This is a genomic window from Micromonospora sp. WMMD961 (genome assembly GCF_029626145.1).
Lineage (GTDB): Bacteria > Actinomycetota > Actinomycetes > Mycobacteriales > Micromonosporaceae > Micromonospora.
The window spans coordinates 5,855,110-5,876,723 of the sequence record NZ_JARUBJ010000002.1 but is presented as its reverse complement, the minus strand read 5'-3'; the positions used below and the strand labels follow the sequence as shown (position 1 = coordinate 5,876,723).

Genomic DNA, 21,614 nt, shown 5'->3' with positions numbered 1-21,614 from the left:
TGAGTGGCAGTTACCTACGGCTCCGCCGAGGGGCACCTCCAGGTCGGCATCGACTGCTGGACCTCGACTCCGAGTTCGAGCAGCACTTCGGTCACGGTTTCGCTGCGGGTCTGGGTCAAGGTCTACGACCAGAACTGGGACTTCGACGACAACCAGAACTACAGCGTTTCGGGCACTGGCGGCGGGTCGGGGTCGTTCGACAACAACCTGTCCGGCACGGGCGCGACGAAGCTCATCTACAGCCGGGACTTCTCGGCTGGCATCGACTACGACGGCGGGCCCACCTACACCTGGACCGCCTCGATCTCGGGCATGTATAACGGCGGCACGCCGAGCCACACGCGGTCGCTGACCCTGCCGGCTCGGCCGCCCGCCCCACCTGGTGCGCCGGGTACCCCGGCCGTCAGCTCGGTCACCCCCACGACGGCCTCGCTCTCCTGGTCGACGCCCGCCACGAACGGCCGCGCCCTCGACAGCATGGACGGCGCGGTCTCCCGCAACGCGAACTTCACCGACGTAATCCAGACCTGGAGCGGTGCCTGGGCGACGAGCCGCAGTCTGTCCGGGCTACCGAAGGGCACGCAGCTCTACGCCCGTCTCCGGGCGCACAACGCCGCCGGCTGGTCTGGCGTCTCCGGCACGGCCACCTTCAAGACCAGCACCACCGTCCCGGGTCAGGTTGCCGCACCGGTCGTCGACAGCATCGGGTCGACGCAGGCGTGGGTCGCCTGGTCCGTCCCCTCCGACCAGGGCGGCACGCCGGTCGACGGGCACGCCGGCCAGGTCTCGCGCAACAGCGCCTTCACCGACGTCATCGCGGACTGGAGCACCCTCGGCTGGGCAACCGGCCTCAACGTCACGGGTCTCCCGAAGGGCACCGTCCTGTACGTCCGCGTGCGGGCCCACAACGCGGTCGGCTTCGGCGAGTGGTCGCCGTCGCGGACCTTCACCACCACGATCACGACCGCGAGCGCGCCGGCCACGCCGAGCGTCAGCGGCATCGGCCCCACCTCGGCCTCGCTGTCCTGGTCCGCCCCTGCCGACAACGGCGGCGCGGCCATCACGAACTACGAGATCCAGCGTGCGACCGACGCGGGCTTCACTGACCCGGCGTCCGTGACCGCCCCTGGCTCGTCGACCACCCTCGCCGGCCTGCTGCCGGGCACCACCTACTTCACCCGAGCCCGCGCGAACAACGCAGCCGGCGCGGGCGCATGGTCCTCGACCGCCTCCTTCACGACCCTGTCCGGGCTGCGAGTGGGCGACGGCACGAAGTGGCTCGACGCCATCGTGTGGGTCGGGGACGGATCGAAGTGGGTGCTGTGCCAGGTCAAGGCGGGCGACGGGACTACCTGGAAGTGAGACACCCCGCGTGCACCCCATGAGCCTCGCCCTGGAGGTTCCGGTTCAGCAGTCCCTCATCACGGCCGGCAGCACAGTCGTCGTCGGCCTGATCGGCGTCCTCGTCGAGCTGCTGCGCCGGCAGAACAAGAAGCTGTCCGAGGTCAAGGATCACGCCTCAGCCGCCCGTGACCAGGTGCAGAACAGCCACAAGACCAACCTGCGGGACGACGTCGACCGGGTGATAGCCGGTCTCGAACAGCTCCTCGAAGGACAGCGCCAGCACACCCGCGACATCGGCGGCCTGCGCGACGAGATCCGCCACGAGCGGGTCGAGCGCCTGGAGGTCGAGCGCCGGGTGGACCTGCTGATGCTCAACACCAAGCCGTGACCCGTCCCGACTGGGACAGCTACTACCTCGGGATCGCGGTCGCTGTCGCGGCCCGAGCCGACTGCACTCGACGCCAGGTCGGGGCGGTCGTCGTCAGGGATCACCGGATCGTGGGCACCGGCTACAACGGTGCCCCGTCCGGCGTGCCTGGCTGCCTGACCGCGGGCGCGTGCCCGCGCGGCCGGCTGAGCTACGACCAGCTCGCCGCCGACTCCTCGTACTCCAACTGCGTCGCGGTGCACGCCGAAGCGAACGCCCTTCTCCGGGCCGGCTTCGAGGCGAGCCGCGGAGCAGTCCTCTACATCACCGACCCGCCCTGCCATGAGTGCTCGCGCCTGATCGCGGCTGCCGGCATCGCGCGGGTCGTCACCCCTGACCTGGAGGTCTGATCAGTGGCAGAGCACTACGACGACTCGATGGGCCAACTGGCCAAGGACATCGTCGCCCTGGAGCCGAAGGATCTCGTTCTGGCCGGCATCTACGCCGACAAGCGGGGCTACCACAACAAGCGCAAGAACCTGCCGAGCAGCGACTACAGCGTGCAGCTCGCCGCGGACAAGAAGGGCCCGAGCGACAAGGCGTCGGCGATCGACATCACCAGCAAGTCTGCTCAGGGCGGTAACTACACGATCATCAAGAAGTACAGCAACCGGCTCTACGCGGCGGGCAAGGCGAAGGACCCGCGCATGGCCGGCTGGCGGGAGTTCTTCGGCCAGACCGACAACGACGGCGGCGTGGAGGGCTGGGACTTCGCCAAGGGCACCGAGTCCACCAGCGCCGACAAGAGCCACCTGTGGCACATCCACCTGTCCGAGCTGCGCGAGTTCAACACCAGCAAGGACAACAAGCTGGCCCTGCTCTCCGTGCTGTCGGGCGAGACCCTGGCCGCGTACCTGGCCCGGGGCGGCAAGCTCGTCGGCAAGCCGGCGTCCACTCCGACCAAGCCCCCGGCGAAGCCTCCGGCCAAGCCGGCGCAGCTCGTCGTGGACGGCAAGCTCGGCCCGGCCACCATCAAGCGCTGGCAGCAGATCATGGGCACCGAGGCTGACGGCGTGATCAGCAAGCCATCCGCCCTGGTGAAGGCGGTGCAGCGGCACCTGAACGCGCACGGTGCCCGACTGGTGGTCGACGGCGACGGCATCCGCCAGGACGGCCGGCGCTACCAGACCGCCCGCTACCTCCAGCGCTACCTGGGCGTCCCGGTCGACGGCCTGCTCTCGACCCCCGTGTCCAACACCGTCAAGGCGCTCCAGAAGCGCCTGAACACCGGCAAGTTCTGATCAGGAGGCACCCACCCGTGACCGACACCTACGTTCCCTCGCACGCTGCGCCGGAGACCCCGGACGCCAGCCGGAAGCGCCGGATACGCACTGCCTTCCAGAGCTTCGTGTCCGCCTGCGCCGTCCTGATGGTCGCCGTACCGGTGGCCCTGGAGATGCTGGTCGGGAAGGTGGACGCGAAGACCTACGCCGCCCTGGTGGCGGTGGCTGTTCCGATCGCCACTGGCGCACGGCTGGTCACCCTCGCCATGCAAGCCGCGCCGGTCAAGGCGTTCATCGACAAGTACGTCCCCTGGCTGTCCGACGCCAGCGAGTAAGCACGAAGCGCCCCACCTGCTCATCGCAGGTGGGGCGCTAGCTTCGTCTTGCCTAGTTCTTGCGGGCCTTCTCGGCTTCGATCTGCTCCAGCGTCTTGACTCCGCGTCCACCTCGCCGCCGCGCCGTGGGGGTGGGTTCAGCCGCAGCCTCCGCGTCGCGGAAGACCTGCTCGAAGACCCTGCCATCTACGGTGCACCTGACGGTCGTAACCTTCTGACCGTCACGCTCGATGCTGTATGCCTTCACTGGGCGTTTCGGGTTCTTGCATGTGTCGCAGACCTCAACCTCGATGATCGCCACTGCAACCCCCTTGATCACCCTGCGGAAACCGGACGCTGGAACCTTAGCAGGCACGGAACGGCTTGCGTTTAAACGATAGCCATCGCTATGCTCAGGTTGCAGTATCCGCCTGAAGCTGTAACCTGAACATGCGGCGTTACGCGAAGCGCTGATCGTATTTTCAGGCAGGACTTAACAAGGGGGCACCTGAAGTGGCACCACGGCCGAGAATCCAGAACGCCGACGAGGCGAAGCGCTGGATCGAAGATGGCAAGACATACGCCTGGATGACGGAGGAGCACGAGCGGAAGTACGGGATCAGGATCAGCGCTTCGGGCTGGTCCTACTTCCGCCGGCAGCACGGCCTGGAGGCTCGCGCCGTCGCCGACAACGAGCTGGTGCCGTGGTCGGTTGAGTGGAAGCACCGGAACAACTACTACCTTTACTGCCTGCGCCAGGAGGGGCGGCGTCGCGCCGGCAAGCGGCTGAACGCCAGCGCAGAGGTTCGGGTGAACGGCTTCCTGCGCGACCTGGCGGACAACAACGCCGTCGTGCACTACGACCCGGACACCGAGGAGGGCTTCCACCTGATCCCGCGCGAAGCGCAAGACGGGAACGGCCTTGTCCGCCAGCCCACGAAGGCAGCAGCCCGTAGGCGGCGAGCTGCCGATGATTAACCCTGTCTCAGACCCCTCATGCAGAAGGCCCCCAGCAGAGATGCCGGGGGCCTTCTTCGCGTCTAGCGTCAGGCGGCGTTAGCCAGTACCGAGTGCCTGGCGGCGACCCGCTGGAAGATCGGCGGGTCCGTCTGCTGCTCGTTGCGGACCTCGTCGTGCGTGGGCGTCGGCTCGTCCTCCGGCACCTCGATCGGGTCGCTCAGTGGGTCGTCCTGTGCTGGCGCTTCTGGTTCCGCGGCCGGCGTCTCGTCCTGGGCCGGCGGCTCGCTGTCCGCAGGCGCATCCTCGACCGGTGCCTCCTCGGCAGGCGGGTCCGCCTCGACCGGGGACTCATCCTCCGCTGGCGGAGTCGTCTCCACGGGGGGCGGAGTCGTCTCCACGGGGGGCGGAGTCTCGACCGGCGGCGTGGTCTCGACGGGCGGCTTCGTCTCCGCGGGCGGAAGCGGGTTCTGCTCGGCTGGAGGGGTCGTCGGGGGCGTGGCGGGCTGACTGGTGGGCGAGTCCGGCACGGGCTGGATGACCGGCGGATCAGGCTCGACGACCGGCGGGTCCGAAGCCGGCGGCTCCGTCACGGGGCCACTGTCCGCCGGCTGGTCCGGCACCAGGACAGGCTTCGTCGGCGGCGGAGCGACGGGAAGGGTGACGCCGGCCGCCTCGTCGAGCGGATCGAGGACCGTCGTGGGCAAGCTCTCGTCACCCGTGACGATCCTGACGACGGCGGAGCGCAGCTCCATCGGAACCGTCTTCAGCGCCTCCAGGTTGCGGGGCTCTCCGCCCTCTCCGGGCTTGACGATCAGGCCCATCGCGTAGGCCGCCTCGGTCATGTCAGCAGGCACGACCACGGTTGCGCCGAGCCCCTGGGCCCACCGGTTGATGCGGACGCGGTCGCTGCCCCACAGAGCCCACCGCTCACCAGCGATGAGGTTCGGGAACAGCCCCTCGCCCTTGCCGCCCGACGCGCGCATGGCGTCCACGCCATCGGGGCTGCTGAAGACCTTCATCTTGTTGCGGTGGTGCTGGTTCGTCTTCGGGTCGTTGTAGTCGAAGATGAAGGTGAGGCTGTCCGGCCCCACCCACGCCTCGACGTGCATGACCGCGCCGTCGCCGGCAACGCAGGTAGCAACCAGGTCCGCGTTGTCGGTGCCCGAGCAGGACCAGTCCGAGCCGGTCTGCACCGAGCTGAAGACGGGATTGCTCCACGCTTCTGCCGCTGACGCCGGGATGGCCCCTCCGCCGGCCACCACCGGCGCGATGATGATTCCGAGCGTCGCCGCAGCGACGAGCCCGGCAAGCTGCTTGCCCGCGCCAAGCACCCGGTCGGACAGGGTGACGACGGGTTGGCGATGTGCGCCAACCGATCGCCGACCCACGGTCCGCCTGGTGGCCCGCCGGCCGTTCAGTGGCTCCGCTGTAGGGATGGTCGCCTCCACCCAGTGCGCGATGGCGTCCGGGTGAGCCAAGGGAAGTGACCGCTGGATGAGTCGGACCACGGTCTCATGGCTGAGGGCCGGGTCGACGTAGATGACCCCTCGCTGAGGGACCGGCACGACCGGCGCTCCGGTGTGCGCTTGGATAACTCTCACGTGGTTCCTTGTGCCAGGGGGTGGGGGTGGCGGTAGTCCCGCGCACGGGACTAACCGATAGGGATTCTATCGACGAAACTGTTTGCTCTATCAACTGTTGAGAGTGTTTAGGGTCACCGATCATGCGCTTCATCAGGGAGTTCGCGCAATAGCTCCTCGACCCTTCGGGCAACGTCAGCGCGCCGTTCAGGTGACAGTGGCTCCCTGTGCGCGATGATGATCTCTGTATCCGAATCCGGCGTTAGATCGTGATAGACGTGGATGTCAGCCAAGCCGGCCGCCTCCTCCGCAGCCCGCAGTATGGCGCGATACGGAAGGCCCAGTGATCGGGCCAAGGCTTCCATGACGTCGCGCTTCGGCATGGGTGGCTGTGGATCGTTGGCGAGCTGATGCACCCGCGACTTCGAGAGAGCATCGCCGCCCCGTTCGGCGATGTCTCCGTAGCTGTCGCCATCCGCCAGCCGGGCTCCGATGAGCCGGCCGAGCGCATGATCCGCGACAGCGATGTTCCTACGAATCGGCACGATGCCTCTCTCCTGGGGTTGATTGCGGGGGTGACCCTACCCCCAGGTCATCCGTTCGTCCAGTTTCCTGAACGACCGTCCAGGAAGCTGGACGGCGAAGATCGAACACCTGTAGCGTCGGCTCGCCGGCTGCGGCCGGTAGCGGGCACGTAACCGAGGTGTGTCCGGCACCACCAGTTCAAGCGCAACGGGGCCGTGTTATCCTTGCAGTATCGAGCGGCCCCCGAGGAGGTAACACCCCGAGTGAGTCACCAGCAGATCACCACCCCCACCGCCAAGCGCCAGGAAACCCCGGACGGCCTCGCCGTCCTCGTGCAGGACGACGAGAACTTCGCCTACTACGGCGACCTGCTGCCGGATTCCGGGGCCTGGCACGTCACCTGGCTGTACGACATCGCGGCCAGGGAGGGCCTGGTTCGCGTGCACGAACATCCGGTCGAGATCGTGGAGCGGTCCGCCCGCTACTGGTTCGCCCCGTCCACGATGGAGGCCGCGTGACGGCGGTCCTGGCGCGGCCGAGTCAGCTCGGCCAGATCGAGCGGGCCTCCATCATGGAGCTGCCCCGCAACGGCAAGAAGCAGCCGCTCATCGTCCCGATCGGCGGCGGCAAGCCGAAGGCGTACACCCGCGTCACGACGTACATCGACTGCCTGGAGGACAAGTCCAACCTCGGCCACTACGACGAGCGGTACGTCCTGGCCGGCGTCGCCCTCCAGCCCACCATGCTCAACCGCGTGATGGGCCTGAACCCGGACGACAGCGAGGACAAGAAGGTCTACAAACAGGTCGCCGCCAGGGCCAAGGCCACGGCGGGTCAGCAGAACAAGGCCGACCGAGGCTCGCACCTGCACGACCTGTCGGAGTACGTCGACCGGGGCGAAGCGCTCCCGGCCTGCTCCGAGGCAGACGTCCGCGACATGGCGGCCTACAAGATCGCCACGGCGATGCTGGACGTCAAGCACATCGAGCAGGCGGTGGTGGTCGACGAGAACAAGACGGCCGGCACGCCTGACCGGGTGTCGGAGTACGACGGGTTGGACCCTGACGGCGAGCCGGCGGGCAACCTGATCACCGACCTGAAGACCGGCAGCGTCGAGTACGGCGCGCAGAAGATGGCGATGCAGCTCGCCGACTACAGCCGGGGCAAGCTCTACGACCCGTCGCGCTTCCCGGTCGACGTGGAGGACGAGGTCGCCTTCGCCGCCTGGAAGAAGACCGAATTCACGGCGGAGCAGGCAGCCGCCGCGTACTCCGAGCTGCCCAACGTCAACCAGCGCTGGGGGCTCATCGTCCACCTGCCGGCGGGCACCGGACAGTGCACCGTCTACTGGATCAACCTGGCCGAGGGCTGGCGTGGCGTCGAGCTGGCCGGCAAGGTCAGGGAGTGGCGTCGCACGAAGGTCATGCAGCCCTTCTCTGCGGGCTGATACTGCAAGGATGGCATAGCTCACATCAGCTTGCCGCGGAGATACTGCAAGGCTAACATAGAGCAGTACACGAGAGAGGGGAGAGCGACAACCAGTGAGTGTCGCAAGCGAGCCGGGCGGTCGCGGTGTCACCGTGACCATCAAGCACGGCAAGGGCTACCAGGACACCTGGTCGGTCTTCAAGGGTCAGCCGCACGAGGTGCGTGAAGACCTGATCGACTACTTCAGCATCCCGTACGACCAGCACAACGACCTCAGCCTCCACGAGGTGGTCGTGAACGCGACGACGATCGCGCACGGCGTGGGCAACGTGGCGGGCAAGCTCGGCGGGACGGTGCTCTCGCAGGGCAAGCAGGACTCGCCGCCCTGGAACACCAGCAGCCCGGCCAAGTCGGGCGGCGACCCGTGGGCCCAGGCCCAGTCGACGCCGGCCGTGCCGGCTGAGAACCCGCTCCTGGCCCTGATCAAGAACGCGGAGGACGTCCCGTCGCTCCAGCGGATCTGGGCCGAGAACCAGGCCGCCTTCGCGGACGCCGCGGTCATGGACGCCTGGAAGGCCAAGGGCAAGGCGCTGAGCGGCAAGTGAAGGGCGACCGCTTCGGCGCGTTCATCTCCAGCCTCGTCCTGCTGATGGTGCTCGTGTGTAGCGCCACGGTCTGGGCCAAGGCCCCATGTGGCCTGTGGTCGTTCTCCAAGGCCGGCGACGCGCCGGTCCGATGCATCAACCGTTGAGAGACAGGGGTACCCCAACCGTGGCCTTCACTCTGGCCTTCCGTCAGACCGACGCCAGCACCGACGCCCAGCCGACCCTGGAGGACCGGGTCAACGCGGCTGCCGCCTCGGCTGCCTGGGCGCGCAACACCTTCGAGGCTGCCGCCGCCGAGCTGGAGCGCGCCTCCGAGGAGCAGGCCGCCATCGGCATCGCGGTCCGCGCCGAGGTCGAGCGGCTGAACGACCTCGCGCTGCACGCCGACGAGCAGGCCGACCGCAACGCCGAGGCTGCCGACAAGATCCGCGCCCTGATCGCCTGACCGTTCTTCTGCTCGACCCGATACTGCAAGGCTGACATCCGTTCTACCCGAGGAGTTTCAACCAGTGGGTTTCCAGTTCGCTAAGCCGTCCTCGTTCTCCGGCGGCACGTTCTTCCGCGTGTCCGACCACATGACCGATCTGGCGCTGCTCGTCGAGCCGAAGCGCATCCAGAAGGGCGTCTCGAACACCTACAACGGCAAGACCACCCTGCGCGACGAGGTGACGGCCGACGTCACGATCTTCGCCAACAGCGAGGCGCTGGAGAAGGGCGAGCCCAGCGAGGTCATCAAGGACGCGAAGTTCGTCCACGGCATGCTGACCTCCACCCTGGAGCAGGTCATGGGTGGCGCGATGGTCGGAATCCTGCGCCGCATCCCGACCGCCAACGGTTCGGGCTACGTCTTCCGCGACGTCGCCCCCGAGGTGGAGTCGCAGGTCGGCGACTACTACCAGAAGCGCGAGAGCGCCGTCGCGGACGCCTTGGCGTCCGGCGCGATGCCCTCCTTCGAGTGACTGCCCCGGCGGGTGTCGGGCGTGAGGTTCGGCCTCGTAGCTCGACACCCGCCCTCTGGGCCGCGCTCTCACGGAAGGAGGAACACACCGAGTGCTGACCCCTGGTAGGTCGCTCACCCTGCACGCGGAGGCCGGCAAGGAGCTGCCCCGCGTTCCCGCGTTCAAGGCTCTCTACGACCGAGGCGTCCGGCCCCGGCACGGTCAGGTCATCATGGTCGCCGGCCGATCCGGCACGCAGAAGAGTGGCCTTGCCCTCTACTGGACCGCCCACATGCGCCTGCCGACGCTGTACTTCAGCGCCGACATGAGCGCCTTCACCGCCTCGTCTCGCCTCGCCTCCATGGCGGTACGCGAGACCACGGAGCAGGTAGAGGCCGGCATGGCGGTCAACCCAGAGAAGTACGTCAAGGCCCTGACCGACGTGCCGATCACCTTCTCGTTCGGCTCGCCGATCACCTGGCGGCAGGTGGATGAGGAGCTGGAGGCGTACGTCGAGCTGTGGGACGCCTACCCGCAGGTCATCGTCTTCGACAACCTCATGGACTTCGAGAACGCCGAGAGCGACTACACGGAGCAGATGGCCGTGATGTCGCAGGCGACGGAGCTTGCCCGCGCCACTGGCTCGACCGTGATCCTTATGCACCACGCCAGCGACAAGAGCTGGGAAGCCAAGAGCGACCCGTGGGCTCCGCCGTCGCGCGACCAGGTCAAGGGCGGCCTCAGCGAGAAGCCGGAGCTGTCGCTCTCGGTGGCGCTGGACCCGAACGACCTGACGTACCGGATCGCGTGCATCAAGCAGCGGATGGGCCCATGCGACCCGACCGCCCGCAGCTACGCGGTTCTGCACGCCGAGCCCGACTACACCATGTTCCACGCCGAGTCGCCCATGCAGCGACGGATGCTTCAGGGGGTGAGCTAGTGACCGACGTCGCTGCGCGCAACAAGCGCAACCGGGCCAACGGTGCCCGCTGGCAGAGCGACCTACGCAACGGGCTGCGAGGCGATGGCCTCGACGTCGAGCGCCTGGTGCTCACGGGCAAGGAGGACGAGGGCGACCACGTCATCCGCGACCCGTGGGCCCTGACGCCTCCGCCGAAGTTCGTGGTGATCGAGGCCAAGGCCGGCGTGCTTCACCCGGCGGAGTTCGTCCGCCAGGCGGTGCTGGAGGCGGGACACTTCGCCAAGCATCGCGGCCTGGACCGCAGCGCGGTGCAGGGCATCGCCGTCGTGAAGCGCAAGGGCATGAACTGGCGCGACGCCTACGTGCTCACCACCCTGGGCGAGTTCCTGGGACTGGGGCGCTCGTGAAGCTGAAGTTCTGGGACGAGATCAAGGCGTACCGCGCCTTCGAGGACGACGCGCTCCACGAGTTCGCCCACGGCGACGAGCCGGAGTTCATCGGCGGCAAGGCCATCGAAGCCATCGAGCAGTTCTTCGGAGTGCGCCACCAGTGAGCGACGAGCGCCCGGCCCTCACGGCGGTGCTCGACCACTACGAGGTGCCCTACAACCCGATGCGGGTCTCGCAGATGGTGCCGTGCCCGCTTCAGGACGCGGACCGGACGCCGTCGATGTCCATCAACACAGACCGAGACCTGTGGAACTGCCACTCCTGCGGCAAGGGGGGCGACAGCTACACGCTGATCATGGAGAAGGAGGGGATCGACTATCGAGCAGCAAGAGCCCTTGCGGCCTCTGTCGGATTCGCAGCGGGAAGCTCTGGAGGAAGCGACCAGCGCCTATCAGGGTCAGCTTACGGCGGACGTCGCAAGGTACCTGCTGGCAAGAGGGATCGGCCAGGAGGAGGCGGTTACCGCCCGTCTTGGCGTCGTACTTGACCCCCTGCCCGGACACGGCCGGTTCGTCGGCTGGCTGTCCATCCCGTACCTGAACAAGGACGGCAGGCCGGTGCAGATCCGCTTCCGCTGCCTTCAGGAGCACGACCACCGAGCCCTCGGCCACGGGAAGTACCTCACGGTGGCCGGCGAGTCCGCCCGGATGTACGGCGTCGACTCCATCCACCAGGCCGGCGACGAGATCCACGTGACCGAAGGCGAGCTGGACCGGGTCATCCTGCGCCACAAGCTCGGCGTCCACGCGGTGGCCGCTCCGGGCGCGAAGAACTGGAAGGGCCGGCACCGCCGGATGCTCGCCGGCTTCAGCCGGATCTGGGTCTGGGGCGACCCCGACGACGCGGGCGCGGAGTTCACGCAGCGAGTCACCCGAGCGCTGCGGCAAGCCAAGGGCATCAACCTCAAGCAGGGCGATGTCACCGATACGTACCTGGCCGGCGGGGTGGAAGCCCTGCGCACGGCCTGGAGGGGGAACAGCCAGTGAGCGACGAAGAGATGACCGAGGACGAGTTCCTGGAGCTGGCCTCCGTGCTGTGGACTGACAACGGCCTGGAGGTCACCGAGAACACGCTCCTCCGGCTGCGTCAACGGCGCGAGCGGCTGCGCGGCATCGCGCCGAGCCTCCAGGACGCGCCGATGTACCCGGACGGGTTCCCCATCGCCGAGGAGTACCAGCCCAAGGCGGACCGCTGGGCGCAGAACAACCGGTACCGGGCCAACCGGCACATGTACGCCTGGGATGGCGTGATCCTCGGCTCTGCCTACATCGCTCTCTCGCAGACCGACGACGACACCCGGGAGTCCGAGCTTCTGGACCTGGCCGCCGTGGTCATCGGTGCCTACGAGGCCAGTCGGAAGCGGCGGGCCCTCGGTGCCTGAGCTGAAGGACGGTGACCTCGCGCTGGTGCGTGTGCGCCACTTCCCTGAGCTGGTACCGCAGCTCGCCCGGTTCCGCGACATCCGCGACGACTTCGCCTGGGACGACGACGACGGCGAGGACGACGGCCTCACCTGGTGGCAGTTCTTCGGTAGCGAGATCACCGAGCCCCCGAAGGCCATCGAGGTCGTCGCACGGTTGCAGGCGTTCGCCCTCACTGACACGGCAGACCTGATCGTGGACGCGAGCGGCGTCGTGCACCGGATCGTCGCCGCGAGCGACGCATGACCGAAGGCGACCCGGCCGAGCTGCCGGGCAGACCTGGACCACGGCTGAAGGCCGCCTGGGACGCGATGAACGACGCGACCCGGGCGGCCTTCCTGCCTCACCTGCTCGGCTCCACCCCCGCGGAGTACCTGGCCGACTGGCTCCACCGAGCCGGCACGCCAGTCTCCGCCTCCACGATCCGCACGTACCGGCGAGCACTCGCCAGGCAGGAGCGATTCAACCAGTGAGCAACGAACTGCTCGACGAGCTGTTGGCCAAGCCGACCGTCACGGCGCTGCCGGGCGGCGGCCTCGATCCCGAGCGCCACTTCACCAAGCAGGTAGAGGTTTCTGGCGACACCGCTCAGGTCACCGTGCGGGGCCCGGCCGAGGATGTCACCGAGGACGCCGCGACCGCGCACCTCCGCAGCCAGGGCCTCGACCCTGCGGTGTGGGTGGCGTCTGGCTTCCGCTCGTCGGAGTGGACGATGGCGAACGGCGAGACCGGCGTCAGCGCCCGCTACACCTACACCCGCGCCGGCTCGCCCGAGGCCGAGCGCCCGAACCTGGACGAGCTGTTCGCCGCGATCAAGCCGTACGAGGGCCTGGTCCACGAGAGCCGGCCGCAGGGCGATCACGGTTTCCTCGTCCTGCTCGGCGACATGCAGTTCGGCAAGATCGACGGTGACGGTGCAGCGGGCACGTTGGATCGCACGATCGACTGCCTGAACAAGGCGGCCGACCTGTACTCCGAGTACAGCTCCCGCTTCGAGCTGGGCCACATCCACGTCGGGTGGCTGGGCGACCACATCGAGGGCTTCGTCAGCCAGGGCGGGGCCAACGTCTGGCGTACGCCGCTGACGCTGACCGAACAGATCCGGCTGACGCGGCGGGTGATGCTCCACGCCCTGCTGACCTTCGCCCCGATGGCGGAGCGGGTCTCGATGGCCGCCGTCCCCGGGAACCACGGCGAGAGCGTGCGGTTCGGCAAGGGCGGCGTCACCCGGTACGACGACAGCCAGGACACGGAGTCGCTGATCGCGGTCGCCGACGCGGCCAAGCTCGCGCCCGAGCAGTTCGGCCACGTGGAGTTCTACGTCCCCGAGACCGACGAGCTGACCGTGACGCTCAACGTCGCCGGCACCGTCGTGACCCACGCCCACGGCCACCAGTGGCGGCCCGGCAAGCACTGGGAGTGGTGGCGCGGGCAGGCGTTCAACAAGGCCAGCGCCATGCACCAGGCGGACCTGCTGGTCGCCGGCCACCTGCATCACGAGTTCATCGACACGGACGGCCCGCGGACGTTCATCCAGCCGCCGGCCATGGAGTCCGAGTCCACCTGGTGGCGGCACGCCAAGGGCACCACCGGAGCGCCGGGCCTGGTGGTCGCGGTGACCAAGGACGGCAACACGAATCTGAAGGAGGTGGTTCGGTGAGCGATCCCGACTACATCGCGTACGGCTGGCAACTGGCCCAGCTCGCCGGAGTCGAGAAGGCCGCGAGCGTCGCGGCGGCCCGCGTCACCCGCGACCGGGGCGGCGTCGTCGAATACGACGACATGCGGCAGGAGGCCCTGATCTGGGTCGCCACGCACGCCAACTCGGTCAGCCAGTACATCGTGATCGTCGATGGGGCCTTCGTCGTCGACATCGCGCTCCTGGCGCACCGGCTGTACTCCCGGCTGCTCAACCTGAGCGAGTCGGAGGCAGGCCGGGCGGTCAAGACCTACTCCTACGCGGCGACCCGTGAGGGTGCCGATGAGTAGCTACGACCGCGCCCTGGTCGAGCGGCTTCTCCCCGCCATCTGGGACAAGGACTTCGCCTACGGCATGGAGAACCCCGAGGCACCGCAGCCGATCAAGGGCTGCCAGATCCACGCCAAGCGAGACGGCACGCCCAAGGAGGACTGCGCGTGCTGCGACCCCTCGGTCCGCAAGACCACGGTCAACCCGAAGCTCGGCAACACCCTGTACGCGCACCTGGCAGACATCCACGCGGCGTGGCGGCGGGTGCCGCTGACCTTCAGGCAGCGCCGCGCCCTGTTCATGCAGTACGGGCTGGACTGGACGCACCGGGAGATCGCACGGCATGAGGCGGTGGACCGATCCGTCATCACCCGCCGCATCGAGACCGCGGTCGGTCACCTGGTGGCTGAGCTGAACGGCGACGCGCACGAAGGCATCGACGATACTGCAATACTGACATCTGGGAGTGACACCAACCCGTGAGCTTCATCGAGCTGAACCCCTCCGCCTTCACCTTCGGCCCGACCGGCGAGGTGGTCTACGACCGGACGTACTCCCGTACCCAGCCGGACGGCAGCAAGGAGGCGTGGCCAGACACCGTCGAGCGAGTCGCGGCCGGCAACATGGCCCTGGTCTACGGGCCCAAGGCGACCTGGTCCGCCGAGGTGGTCGACGAGTACGAGCGACTGAAGCGGGCCATGCTGCGCTTCGCCGTCATCCCGGCGGGCCGGCACCTCTGGGCGACTGGTGTCAGCGGCCGGCAGTTCCTCTTCAACTGCCACGTCGCCGGCTGGCAGGGCGACAAGCTGTCCGAACACTTCCGCTTCGCCTTCCTCCGGCTCATGGAGGGCGGGGGAGTGGGCGCGAACTACAGCTCCCGCTTCCTGACGAAGTTCGGCCCGCCGAACCGGCAGCTCCGCGTGCACATCGTCTGCGACCCGATGCACCAGGACTACGCCGACATGAAGGCCGCGGGCCTGCTCTCCGAGGAGTACGACTCCGACTGGGCCGGCGCGTTCGAGGTGGAGGACTCCCGCGAGGGCTGGGCTGACGCCCTGGTCGACCTGATCGACACCTACATGACCCTCGACCCGGTCAAGCACGAGAACCGCGTCTACGACGTGTCGCGGGTGCGGTGCAAGGGCTCGCGCCTGAAGACCTTCGGCGGCACCGCCTCCGGCCCGGCTCCGTTCGCCCAGCTCCTTCACCGGACGAGCGAGGTGCTGAACCGGGCCGACGCTCGCGCCGAGGAACTGCCCTTCGACGGGATGATGGTGACCCCGCTCGACGCGATGGAGATCGACCATGCCATCGCTGAGTGCGTGGTGTCGGGCGGCAACCGGCGTTCGGCGCGGATGAGCATCGTGCACTGGCGCGACCCGTTCATCCGCGACTTCATCGCCGCGAAGCGTGACTCGGGCCTGCACTGGACGACGAACCTGTCCATCGAGATCGACGACGCCTTCGTGCAGGGGCTCGTCAACGACGACCTGGAAGCGGTCGAGATCCACCGCCTGGCGACCGAGGCTGCGCTCACGGACGGCGAGCCGGGCTACTGGAACAGCGACTACTCCAGCATCGGCGAGATCAACCAGATCGTGGCCACGAATCCGTGTGGCGAGATCCCGCTCCCCGAGAGCGGCGCGTGCGTGTTGGGCCACGTCAACCTGAACGCCTTCGCGCCGATCCGGCGGGGCGGTCCGGTCGACTGGCTCGGCCTCGACGAGGCGCACCGGCTGATGACCCGCTTCCTCATCCGCGCCACTCACGGGGACATGCTCGACGCCGGCCAGAAGCAGGTCATGGAGAGCGAGCGCCGGATCGGCGTCGGCCACTTCGGGGTGCAGGCGTTCTACGCCAAGCGCGGCTACCCGTACGCGGTGGTCCCGAAGATCGCCCGGCTCCGCGAGGAGCTGCGCGACATGAAGGACGAGGTTCGGGCGGCAGCCCGCCAGTACGCCTTCGAGCTGCGCATCCCCGAGCCGGTCAAGGTGACGACCGTTGCGCCGACCGGCACGATCGCCAAGCTGCCCGGCACCACCGAGGGCATCCACCCGATCATGCACCGGTTCTTCATCCGCCGGGTCCGCTTCAGCCTGGCTGACGCCGCCCAGCGGGCGACGGTGGAGAGCTTCCGCGAGCAGGGCTTCACCGTGGAGACCTGCGTCTACGACGCCTCGGGCAACACGGCAGTCGTCGAGTTCCCCACCAAGGAATCGTTGCTCCAGGAGGTGGAAGACCTCGGCTACAGCAAGTACGAGGCGATCGACCTGGTCCAGAGCAGCGGTGAGCTAACCCTCGACGAGATGCTGTCCTTCCAGGCGATGTACCAGACGGAGTACGCCGACAACGCGGTGAGCTTCACGGCCAACATCAAGCCGGGCATGGACCTCGACGAGGCCGCCGCGACCATCGCCCGGTGGCTGCCGAAACTCAAGGGCACGACGATCATGCCGGACAACGGCAGCCGACCGCAGGCACCGTACGAGGCGATCACCGAAGCCGAGTACGAGGCGGCGCAGGCGACGCTGATCGCGGACGGCATCGACGAGGAGTGCGCGACCGGGGCCTGCCCGGTTCGGTAGCCTGCCGGCATGAGCGATCGGCCGGGCGTGTTCGTGGTCTTCACCAGGTACGCCCGGTCGCTCTCGTGGGCGATGAAGCGCGGCTGGCCCCTGGGCCCTGTACTCGATCAGATCGCCGCCCGCGAGGCTCAGTCACCCCGTAACGACAGAGGCCCCTCAGCATCGCGCTGAGGGGCCTCTTCTGCGTTGCTTCAGGACTGCTTGGCGAAGCTGACGAACGACTTCCAGGCCTGCGGGTCGAACGTGAGCGCCGGGCCAGCCGGGTCCTTGCTGTCGCGGACGGCAACCAGGCCGGGCAGGTTGTCGGCCACCTCAACACAGTCGCCGCCGGACGTGCCGCTGCGGGTCGACTTCTTCCATCGAGCGTTAGTGAGGTCCATGCTGGCTCTCTACTTCCTGTAACAGGGCGACCGACAGGTTGTGCGGGAGGGCGACGCCTCTCACGCTCTCCCATCTCGCCATCAGCGTAGCGACTCCATCCTCAACATCCACGGGAGTACCGGCAAGCTGGTTCTCCAGGTGTCCGACCCACGAACCATCAGCGAGCATCGCCAAGGCCAGCGGGCCGGACAGTCCAACGTGCAGGCCGGCGGCGGCTGGAATCACGTGGACGTGGATGTGAGGCAGCTCGGACATCTTCAGCAGGTGCGCTAGCTGCTCGGCCATGATCGGGTCTTGCCGGCGTAGGGCGGACTCGTCGATGACCGCGATCACCTGTGGAGGTCGCTCGCGCCGCAGGATCTCCTGGCGCTCCAGCCGGGAGGCGACCTGCTGTTCGACCTCCTCCTCGGGGCGGGTGTCGTCGAAGCGCAGCACCGATCGGGCGTAGCTCGCGGTCTGGAGCAGGCCCGGTATGAGCGTCGGGTTGAAGTACCTGAGCTGCTTCGCGGCGCGCTCGGCTTCGAGCCAGTGCTTGAGCCAGCTCGGCTGCACGTCGCGCTGCCGTCCCCTCAACAGGTACTCGAACAGCCCACCGGTCTCCAGGATCTCGTCCGCGCGGCGAGCGTAGGGCAGGTCCAGCGCCCGAGTGCCCGTCTCCACTGCGGACACGGTCGAGCCCGAGTAGTTCGCCCGCTTGCCGAACTCGTCCTGGTTCATGCCGGTCAACGATCGCTGCCTGCGGAGCTGGGCGCGAATCATCTCGTCCGTCTGCTCGCGTTCCATGCCTCTCCAGAGTCTCACCAAGATCACCAAGTGTCACCAGATCCGGCCCGCGCCCACCAGACCATCACCAGGACCAGCGCGAACGTCTTCCGAGAGTAGCGGTGTCCTCACAAGACTGTCAGCAAGCGGATACGCCTCGGTCCCCCTAGACGTAGGGCGATCCGCCGGGGCCGCTCCACTTCCCCCGTGGTGGAGCGGCCCGCTCCCAGGAATCGGAGTCCGGGTCGTGGAGGGGAAGAGTATGTCGCGGCCTGGACTCCGTAGGCAGGCAGGAGGGGCGCGTTCGTGGACGACGACGATGCCGACCTGGCCCAACCAAGGCACAGGCCGCACCGATCGAAGCGCTTCCGTTTGAGTGGGCGGCAGTGCGCGTGCCCCTCCTGCCGCACCGCTCGCAAGCCGAAACGGGCGACCGGCACTTCCGAGCGGCCAATCGCTCGCTTCGATGCGCCCCTCTCCAGTGGCTTCATCCCGCAGTACAACCCCACCTGGACGATCTGGAACGCCCCTACGCAGATCAACTGGACGCTGGCCGCCGAGCTGGTGACCCGAAGGCAGCAGGAGGAATTGTGACCAAGCTCAGCGAGCTGATCGCCCCACCGCGTAGTGGCCCGGCGGCCAATCTCCCGAAGTCGCACGCCGAGAGGACGCCGCACACTCCGATGCGCCCCATGTGGTTCTGTCGAGCGGACGGGCAGCACTGGCCCTGCGGTGAGGCCCGGCTTCGGCTGAAGGCCGAGTTCGAGGACAACACGGCTGGCCTGACGATCTACCTGGCCGGCTTGTACTACGAGGCCGCCAAGGATCTCTACCACCTGAACCCGCACGACGGACCGAACCCGACTGACCTGTTCGCGCGCTTCGTCGGCTGGGGCCCGCACCGCAGGCCCGCAATCGAGGCCCCGAAGGCGGCCGGCGGGTCATAGATTCCCGATGGTTGTCGCCCTGGCCAAGCGACCACCAGCGGGCGCACAAGGCACCACCAGAGCGGAGAACCCCTCTCCGCACCGGTTGAAGGAGGAGTCTTGAGTATTGACGTCACCAACCCGAGTAGGGCCGCCCAGGACGCCCGAACCCTCATCGACCGCGAGACGTTCGGCAAGCTGGTCGACCACTTCGCCGTCGACCAGCACGTCACCCGCACCTACGCCGAGCGCGCGGTGGAGCAGTTCCTGATCTTCCTCAAGGCGCACGCTGACAACGTCGACAACCCGGACTTCGGGATGCCGCTGCCGGACGGCTCGATCGGCCGGGTCGTGCCCACCCTGCCCATCGACGCGGTGTGGCACTCCTCGCTGAAGCACACCGTGCCGTACCTCGCCGCCTGCGAGCAGATTTCCGGCGGCTTCATCCACCACATCCCGATCCTGACCGAGGGGATGATGGACGGCACCGCGAAGACCTTCACCCTCGCGGCGCTGCACGCCACCGGCTACCGGGTCGACATGGAATTCTGGTACGGCGAGGCCGAGTCCTGCTGCCCGCCGAACCCGCCGCAGCCCGGCAGTAAGTGACAGAGGGGTAGCCATGCGTAGTGACTGGATCGTCCTGCCTGACGCTGTCGTGGCAGGCGTGGCCGAGTTGGTCGGCGGCATCATCGACGTGTACCCGGCTTCGAGTGGCAACCACGCGGAGATCGCGTCGGCCGTCATCGGCTCGACCAGCAGCGCCTTCGTCAAGGCGGCTTCGGGTGATCTGGAGGTCCGGTCACTGCGCTACGAGCTGTCGGCTACCAGGGCTGTCGACTGGTTTCCGCCGGCCATCCTGTGGCACTTCGAGCGTGACGGGTGGTTGGTGGTGGGGGCCGAGCTTCTTGTCGGCCCTCACGCCAACCTCTCGCCAGGCAGCACGGATCTCGAACTGCTTGGAGTGGCGCTGAAGGGGCTTCAGGAGAATCAGGCCCGACCCGGGACGTGGTTCACGCCGGAGACGCGGCTCGGCTTCAGCCGCCCCGAGGCGGACGGCGGCACGCTTATCCACTCCGACCTGAACCCGGCCAACCTGATCGTCACCACGAGCGGCATGCGAGTCGTCGACTGGGCGTACGCGACGAGGGCGGCACCGTGGGTCGAGCTGGCCTTGCTCGTCCAGTGGTTGATCGGCAGCGGCCACACCCCCGAGCAGGCGGAAGACTGGCTGGCTCAGTTCCCGGCCTGGGCCGAGGCTGACCCCGAGGTCTTGGACGACTTCGCATCAAGGAACGCCTCGAAGTGGGCCATGAAGTCCCGGCAGGGCGGCGAGGGATGGGTGCACGACCTCGCGGCCTGGACTTGCGAGTGGGCGGCCCACCGGGCGTAGAGCGGAGTGAAGCGGGCCAGCCTTGAACAAGCTGGCCCGCTTCGCCCTATGCGGGTACCGGTACCTGGTCCAGCTCGGCGATGAGCCGGCGGGCGCGGTCTGGGCCAGTACCCAGTGCCGCCGCCACCAGCTTCACGCCGGGGGTACCGGCGCGGGTCAGTACCTTCGCCGGCTCGTTCTTGATGACGTCCTTCAGCTTGGCCTTCAGTACCTCGTCGTCGGCGGTACCGGTACCGGCCTTCCGCACCCTCCGCTCGGGGCCCGGTACCACGATGGCCGGCTCGGAGGTACTGGGTACCGGTGCAGGTCGGGCCGGTACCGCTGCGGGTACCGGTACCGGCTGGCTCGGTACCCTGCGAACCGGTACCTCCGACGCCACCTTCAGCGGTACCTCATCTGGTACCGGTACCGCCTTGCTGGCGAGACCGCCCAGCACCATCTTCGTCAGTACCATGAACGCCACCGCCGGCAGGCCGGCGACGAGCCACCCGCTGATGGTCGGTACCGCGCCCGCCAGGTTCGCCGTGAGCGAGAAGGCGGTGGACCCGAGGAGCACGGCCACCGGGAAGCCGATCGACTTGCCTCGGCGGGAGCGACGCCGGATCTCCAGGAGCGAGCCCGTGGGCAGCAGCTCGGATATCACGGCGTTCGCCCACCCGAAGGCGTCGGGAGTGCCGGCGGGGGAGTTGTTCATCGTCCAGTCGTGGACGTGCGTGAAGCTGGCCGCCATCGCGGTCAGGCCGACGAGGAGCAGGATGCCGACCTGGATAGCGCCCTCGACGCGCCCGCCGGTAGGAGTCTTCTCGGTCATCACTTCACCCCTCCCAGCGCTTCGCTCTTGCACGGCGTGCAGTTGTGGGCCGGCTGGCCCCGGTGGGTGCGGCAGGTCTTCGTTCCGCTGGCCGGCGGGTTGGCCGCGCCTCGCTTCTCGTCGAGCTTCTGCCGGGCCGCCTTGAAGGCCGCCAGGCCGGTCACCTTCGCCGGGCGTGCTGGCGGTGCCGGCTCAACTTCCGGCTCGCCCGCGGGCTCCTGGACGGGCTCCTCGTGCATGTCCGGCACGGCAGCCGCCTTGCCCGACACCGGCTCTGCCTCGGGCAGCAGGTCGACCGGCACCTCCCGCTTGCGGTGCATCGCCAGGTTGTAGACCACAGGCCGGCGGTCGGCCGGGATGTAGGCAACGTGCCGCTGGTCGCCTCGCGCGATCAGCTTGTCCTCCAGGAGGTGCTTCAGGCAGTCCTGCGTGGCGCGGACGGTCTTGCGGGCGTAGTGGGCCAGGAGCTTCTGGCCGGGGTACGCCCCCTTGCCGTTGGCGTGCGCGTGGTTGGCCAGTCCGAGCAGGACCGGGACGCAGCACTTCCGCACGTCCGGGGCTTCGTTGAACGCCCAGGTCAGGGCCTCGACGCTCATCGCGCACCGACCCTGACAGTGATAGACTTCAAGTTCACGGCGGACCTCCAGCGTC

At 68.1% G+C, this 21,614-nt stretch carries 34 protein-coding genes; 27 read left to right on the top strand and 7 right to left on the bottom strand.

The window, feature by feature from the left end; genetic code table 11:
- The first annotated feature begins 3 nt into the window (after positions 1-3).
- From O7614_RS26635 to O7614_RS26615, 5 genes are read left to right on the top strand one after another with little or no spacing between them, the layout of a single operon-like run.
- Entirely contained in the window at positions 4-1,362 is a 1,359-nt protein-coding gene (locus O7614_RS26635; RefSeq protein ID WP_278141166.1) for a fibronectin type III domain-containing protein, read from the top strand.
- 19 nt (positions 1,363-1,381) lie between these two features.
- Positions 1,382-1,732 carry a DUF2746 domain-containing protein gene (locus tag O7614_RS26630; protein ID WP_278141165.1) on the top strand — a complete coding sequence of 117 codons (351 nt, stop codon included), beginning with the start codon at positions 1,382-1,384 and terminating at the stop codon, positions 1,730-1,732.
- Positions 1,729-2,121, top strand: coding sequence for a dCMP deaminase family protein (locus O7614_RS26625; protein WP_278141164.1), 393 nt, complete (start codon positions 1,729-1,731; stop codon positions 2,119-2,121). Before O7614_RS26630 ends, O7614_RS26625 begins: the two co-directional genes overlap by 4 nt.
- 3 nt (positions 2,122-2,124) lie before the next feature.
- Complete coding sequence (locus O7614_RS26620) at positions 2,125-3,012, top strand: hypothetical protein (protein ID WP_278141163.1); 888 nt, start codon at positions 2,125-2,127, stop codon at positions 3,010-3,012.
- A 17-nt stretch (positions 3,013-3,029) separates the two neighbouring features.
- Positions 3,030-3,329 (top strand): hypothetical protein, encoded by a 300-nt coding sequence (locus tag O7614_RS26615; protein WP_278141162.1) that lies wholly within the window; start codon positions 3,030-3,032, stop codon positions 3,327-3,329.
- A gap of 52 nt (positions 3,330-3,381) precedes the next feature.
- Here O7614_RS26615 and O7614_RS26610 read toward each other — a convergent pair whose 3' ends face one another.
- On the bottom strand, positions 3,382-3,630 hold the full coding sequence (locus tag O7614_RS26610) for a hypothetical protein (protein WP_278141161.1): 249 nt from the start codon (positions 3,628-3,630) through the stop codon (positions 3,382-3,384).
- A 191-nt stretch (positions 3,631-3,821) separates the two neighbouring features.
- Here O7614_RS26610 and O7614_RS26605 point away from each other — a divergent pair, with 191 nt between their 5' ends.
- On the top strand, positions 3,822-4,286 hold the full coding sequence (locus O7614_RS26605) for a hypothetical protein (RefSeq protein WP_278141160.1): 465 nt from the start codon (positions 3,822-3,824) through the stop codon (positions 4,284-4,286).
- Between the two features lie 68 nt (positions 4,287-4,354).
- Here the strand turns inward: O7614_RS26605 and O7614_RS26600 are convergent, their stop codons facing one another.
- Together O7614_RS26600 and O7614_RS26595 are read right to left on the bottom strand one after the other, a co-directional pair.
- Positions 4,355-5,869, bottom strand: coding sequence for a hypothetical protein (locus O7614_RS26600; protein WP_278141159.1), 1,515 nt, complete (start codon positions 5,867-5,869; stop codon positions 4,355-4,357).
- A gap of 113 nt (positions 5,870-5,982) precedes the next feature.
- A complete protein-coding gene (locus O7614_RS26595; protein ID WP_278141158.1) occupies positions 5,983-6,393 on the bottom strand; it encodes a hypothetical protein in 411 nt (136 codons plus the stop codon).
- A gap of 243 nt (positions 6,394-6,636) precedes the next feature.
- Between O7614_RS26595 and O7614_RS26590 the strand changes: the two genes are divergently transcribed.
- The 17 genes from O7614_RS26590 to nrdJ all read left to right on the top strand — a co-directional run bounded on the left by O7614_RS26590 (position 6,637) and on the right by nrdJ (position 16,690).
- On the top strand, positions 6,637-6,891 hold the full coding sequence (locus O7614_RS26590; protein WP_278141157.1) for a hypothetical protein: 255 nt from the start codon (positions 6,637-6,639) through the stop codon (positions 6,889-6,891).
- Positions 6,888-7,820, top strand: coding sequence for a hypothetical protein (locus tag O7614_RS26585; protein WP_278141156.1), 933 nt, complete (start codon positions 6,888-6,890; stop codon positions 7,818-7,820). Before O7614_RS26590 ends, O7614_RS26585 begins: the two co-directional genes overlap by 4 nt.
- 133 nt (positions 7,821-7,953) lie before the next feature.
- Positions 7,954-8,406 carry a hypothetical protein gene (locus O7614_RS26580; RefSeq protein WP_278141155.1) on the top strand — a complete coding sequence of 151 codons (453 nt, stop codon included), beginning with the start codon at positions 7,954-7,956 and terminating at the stop codon, positions 8,404-8,406.
- Positions 8,403-8,552: a hypothetical protein gene (locus tag O7614_RS26575; protein WP_278141154.1), complete on the top strand. Its 150-nt coding sequence runs from the start codon at positions 8,403-8,405 to the stop codon at positions 8,550-8,552. The genes O7614_RS26580 and O7614_RS26575 overlap by 4 nt, the downstream gene beginning before the upstream one ends.
- Positions 8,553-8,572: 20 nt before the next feature.
- Entirely contained in the window at positions 8,573-8,851 is a 279-nt protein-coding gene (locus O7614_RS26570) for a hypothetical protein (protein WP_278141153.1), read from the top strand.
- A 64-nt stretch (positions 8,852-8,915) separates the two neighbouring features.
- Positions 8,916-9,365, top strand: coding sequence for a hypothetical protein (locus O7614_RS26565; RefSeq protein ID WP_278141152.1), 450 nt, complete (start codon positions 8,916-8,918; stop codon positions 9,363-9,365).
- A 91-nt stretch (positions 9,366-9,456) separates the two neighbouring features.
- Complete coding sequence (locus O7614_RS26560; RefSeq protein ID WP_278141151.1) at positions 9,457-10,284, top strand: AAA family ATPase; 828 nt, start codon at positions 9,457-9,459, stop codon at positions 10,282-10,284.
- Complete coding sequence (locus O7614_RS26555; protein WP_278141150.1) at positions 10,284-10,673, top strand: hypothetical protein; 390 nt, start codon at positions 10,284-10,286, stop codon at positions 10,671-10,673. Before O7614_RS26560 ends, O7614_RS26555 begins: the two co-directional genes overlap by 1 nt.
- A complete protein-coding gene (locus O7614_RS26550) occupies positions 10,670-10,819 on the top strand; it encodes a hypothetical protein (protein ID WP_278141149.1) in 150 nt (49 codons plus the stop codon). Before O7614_RS26555 ends, O7614_RS26550 begins: the two co-directional genes overlap by 4 nt.
- 231 nt (positions 10,820-11,050) lie before the next feature.
- Positions 11,051-11,701: a toprim domain-containing protein gene (locus O7614_RS26545; protein ID WP_278141148.1), complete on the top strand. Its 651-nt coding sequence runs from the start codon at positions 11,051-11,053 to the stop codon at positions 11,699-11,701.
- Positions 11,698-12,096: a hypothetical protein gene (locus tag O7614_RS26540; protein ID WP_278141147.1), complete on the top strand. Its 399-nt coding sequence runs from the start codon at positions 11,698-11,700 to the stop codon at positions 12,094-12,096. Before O7614_RS26545 ends, O7614_RS26540 begins: the two co-directional genes overlap by 4 nt.
- Entirely contained in the window at positions 12,089-12,382 is a 294-nt protein-coding gene (locus O7614_RS26535; protein ID WP_278141146.1) for a hypothetical protein, read from the top strand. Before O7614_RS26540 ends, O7614_RS26535 begins: the two co-directional genes overlap by 8 nt.
- A complete protein-coding gene (locus tag O7614_RS26530) occupies positions 12,379-12,609 on the top strand; it encodes a hypothetical protein (RefSeq protein WP_278141145.1) in 231 nt (76 codons plus the stop codon). Before O7614_RS26535 ends, O7614_RS26530 begins: the two co-directional genes overlap by 4 nt.
- The gene (locus tag O7614_RS26525; RefSeq protein ID WP_278141144.1) at positions 12,606-13,796 is read left to right on the top strand and encodes a hypothetical protein; all 1,191 of its coding nucleotides are present in this window, start codon (positions 12,606-12,608) and stop codon (positions 13,794-13,796) included. Before O7614_RS26530 ends, O7614_RS26525 begins: the two co-directional genes overlap by 4 nt.
- Positions 13,793-14,125, top strand: a complete 333-nt coding sequence (locus O7614_RS26520; RefSeq protein WP_278141143.1) for a hypothetical protein — start codon at positions 13,793-13,795, stop codon at positions 14,123-14,125. The genes O7614_RS26525 and O7614_RS26520 overlap by 4 nt, the downstream gene beginning before the upstream one ends.
- Positions 14,118-14,588: a hypothetical protein gene (locus tag O7614_RS26515; RefSeq protein WP_278141142.1), complete on the top strand. Its 471-nt coding sequence runs from the start codon at positions 14,118-14,120 to the stop codon at positions 14,586-14,588. Before O7614_RS26520 ends, O7614_RS26515 begins: the two co-directional genes overlap by 8 nt.
- Entirely contained in the window at positions 14,585-16,690 is a 2,106-nt protein-coding gene (gene nrdJ, locus O7614_RS26510; RefSeq protein ID WP_278141141.1) for a ribonucleoside-triphosphate reductase, adenosylcobalamin-dependent, read from the top strand. Before O7614_RS26515 ends, nrdJ begins: the two co-directional genes overlap by 4 nt.
- Positions 16,691-16,881: 191 nt before the next feature.
- On the opposite strand, the gene O7614_RS26505 is transcribed toward nrdJ, so the two are convergent.
- Both O7614_RS26505 and O7614_RS26500 read right to left on the bottom strand, forming a co-directional pair.
- Positions 16,882-17,070: a DUF397 domain-containing protein gene (locus O7614_RS26505; protein ID WP_278141140.1), complete on the bottom strand. Its 189-nt coding sequence runs from the start codon at positions 17,068-17,070 to the stop codon at positions 16,882-16,884.
- Positions 17,057-17,854 (bottom strand): helix-turn-helix transcriptional regulator, encoded by a 798-nt coding sequence (locus tag O7614_RS26500; protein WP_278141139.1) that lies wholly within the window; start codon positions 17,852-17,854, stop codon positions 17,057-17,059. Before O7614_RS26500 ends, O7614_RS26505 begins: the two co-directional genes overlap by 14 nt.
- A gap of 285 nt (positions 17,855-18,139) precedes the next feature.
- On the opposite strand from O7614_RS26500, the gene O7614_RS26495 reads away from it, so the two are divergent.
- From O7614_RS26495 to O7614_RS26480, 4 genes are all read left to right on the top strand, one after another.
- Positions 18,140-18,427: a hypothetical protein gene (locus O7614_RS26495; protein ID WP_278141138.1), complete on the top strand. Its 288-nt coding sequence runs from the start codon at positions 18,140-18,142 to the stop codon at positions 18,425-18,427.
- 17 nt (positions 18,428-18,444) lie between these two features.
- Positions 18,445-18,780: a hypothetical protein gene (locus O7614_RS26490; protein ID WP_278142389.1), complete on the top strand. Its 336-nt coding sequence runs from the start codon at positions 18,445-18,447 to the stop codon at positions 18,778-18,780.
- Positions 18,781-18,879: 99 nt separating this feature from the next.
- Positions 18,880-19,368, top strand: a complete 489-nt coding sequence (locus tag O7614_RS26485) for a hypothetical protein (RefSeq protein ID WP_278141137.1) — start codon at positions 18,880-18,882, stop codon at positions 19,366-19,368.
- Positions 19,369-19,381: 13 nt separating this feature from the next.
- The gene (locus O7614_RS26480) at positions 19,382-20,152 is read left to right on the top strand and encodes a phosphotransferase (RefSeq protein WP_278141136.1); all 771 of its coding nucleotides are present in this window, start codon (positions 19,382-19,384) and stop codon (positions 20,150-20,152) included.
- A 46-nt stretch (positions 20,153-20,198) separates the two neighbouring features.
- Here the strand turns inward: O7614_RS26480 and O7614_RS26475 are convergent, their stop codons facing one another.
- Together O7614_RS26475 and O7614_RS26470 are read right to left on the bottom strand one after the other, a co-directional pair.
- Positions 20,199-20,963, bottom strand: coding sequence for a DUF2637 domain-containing protein (locus O7614_RS26475; RefSeq protein WP_278141135.1), 765 nt, complete (start codon positions 20,961-20,963; stop codon positions 20,199-20,201).
- Complete coding sequence (locus tag O7614_RS26470; RefSeq protein WP_278141134.1) at positions 20,963-21,559, bottom strand: hypothetical protein; 597 nt, start codon at positions 21,557-21,559, stop codon at positions 20,963-20,965. The genes O7614_RS26475 and O7614_RS26470 overlap by 1 nt, the downstream gene beginning before the upstream one ends.
- Between the last annotated feature and the right edge of the window lie 55 nt (positions 21,560-21,614).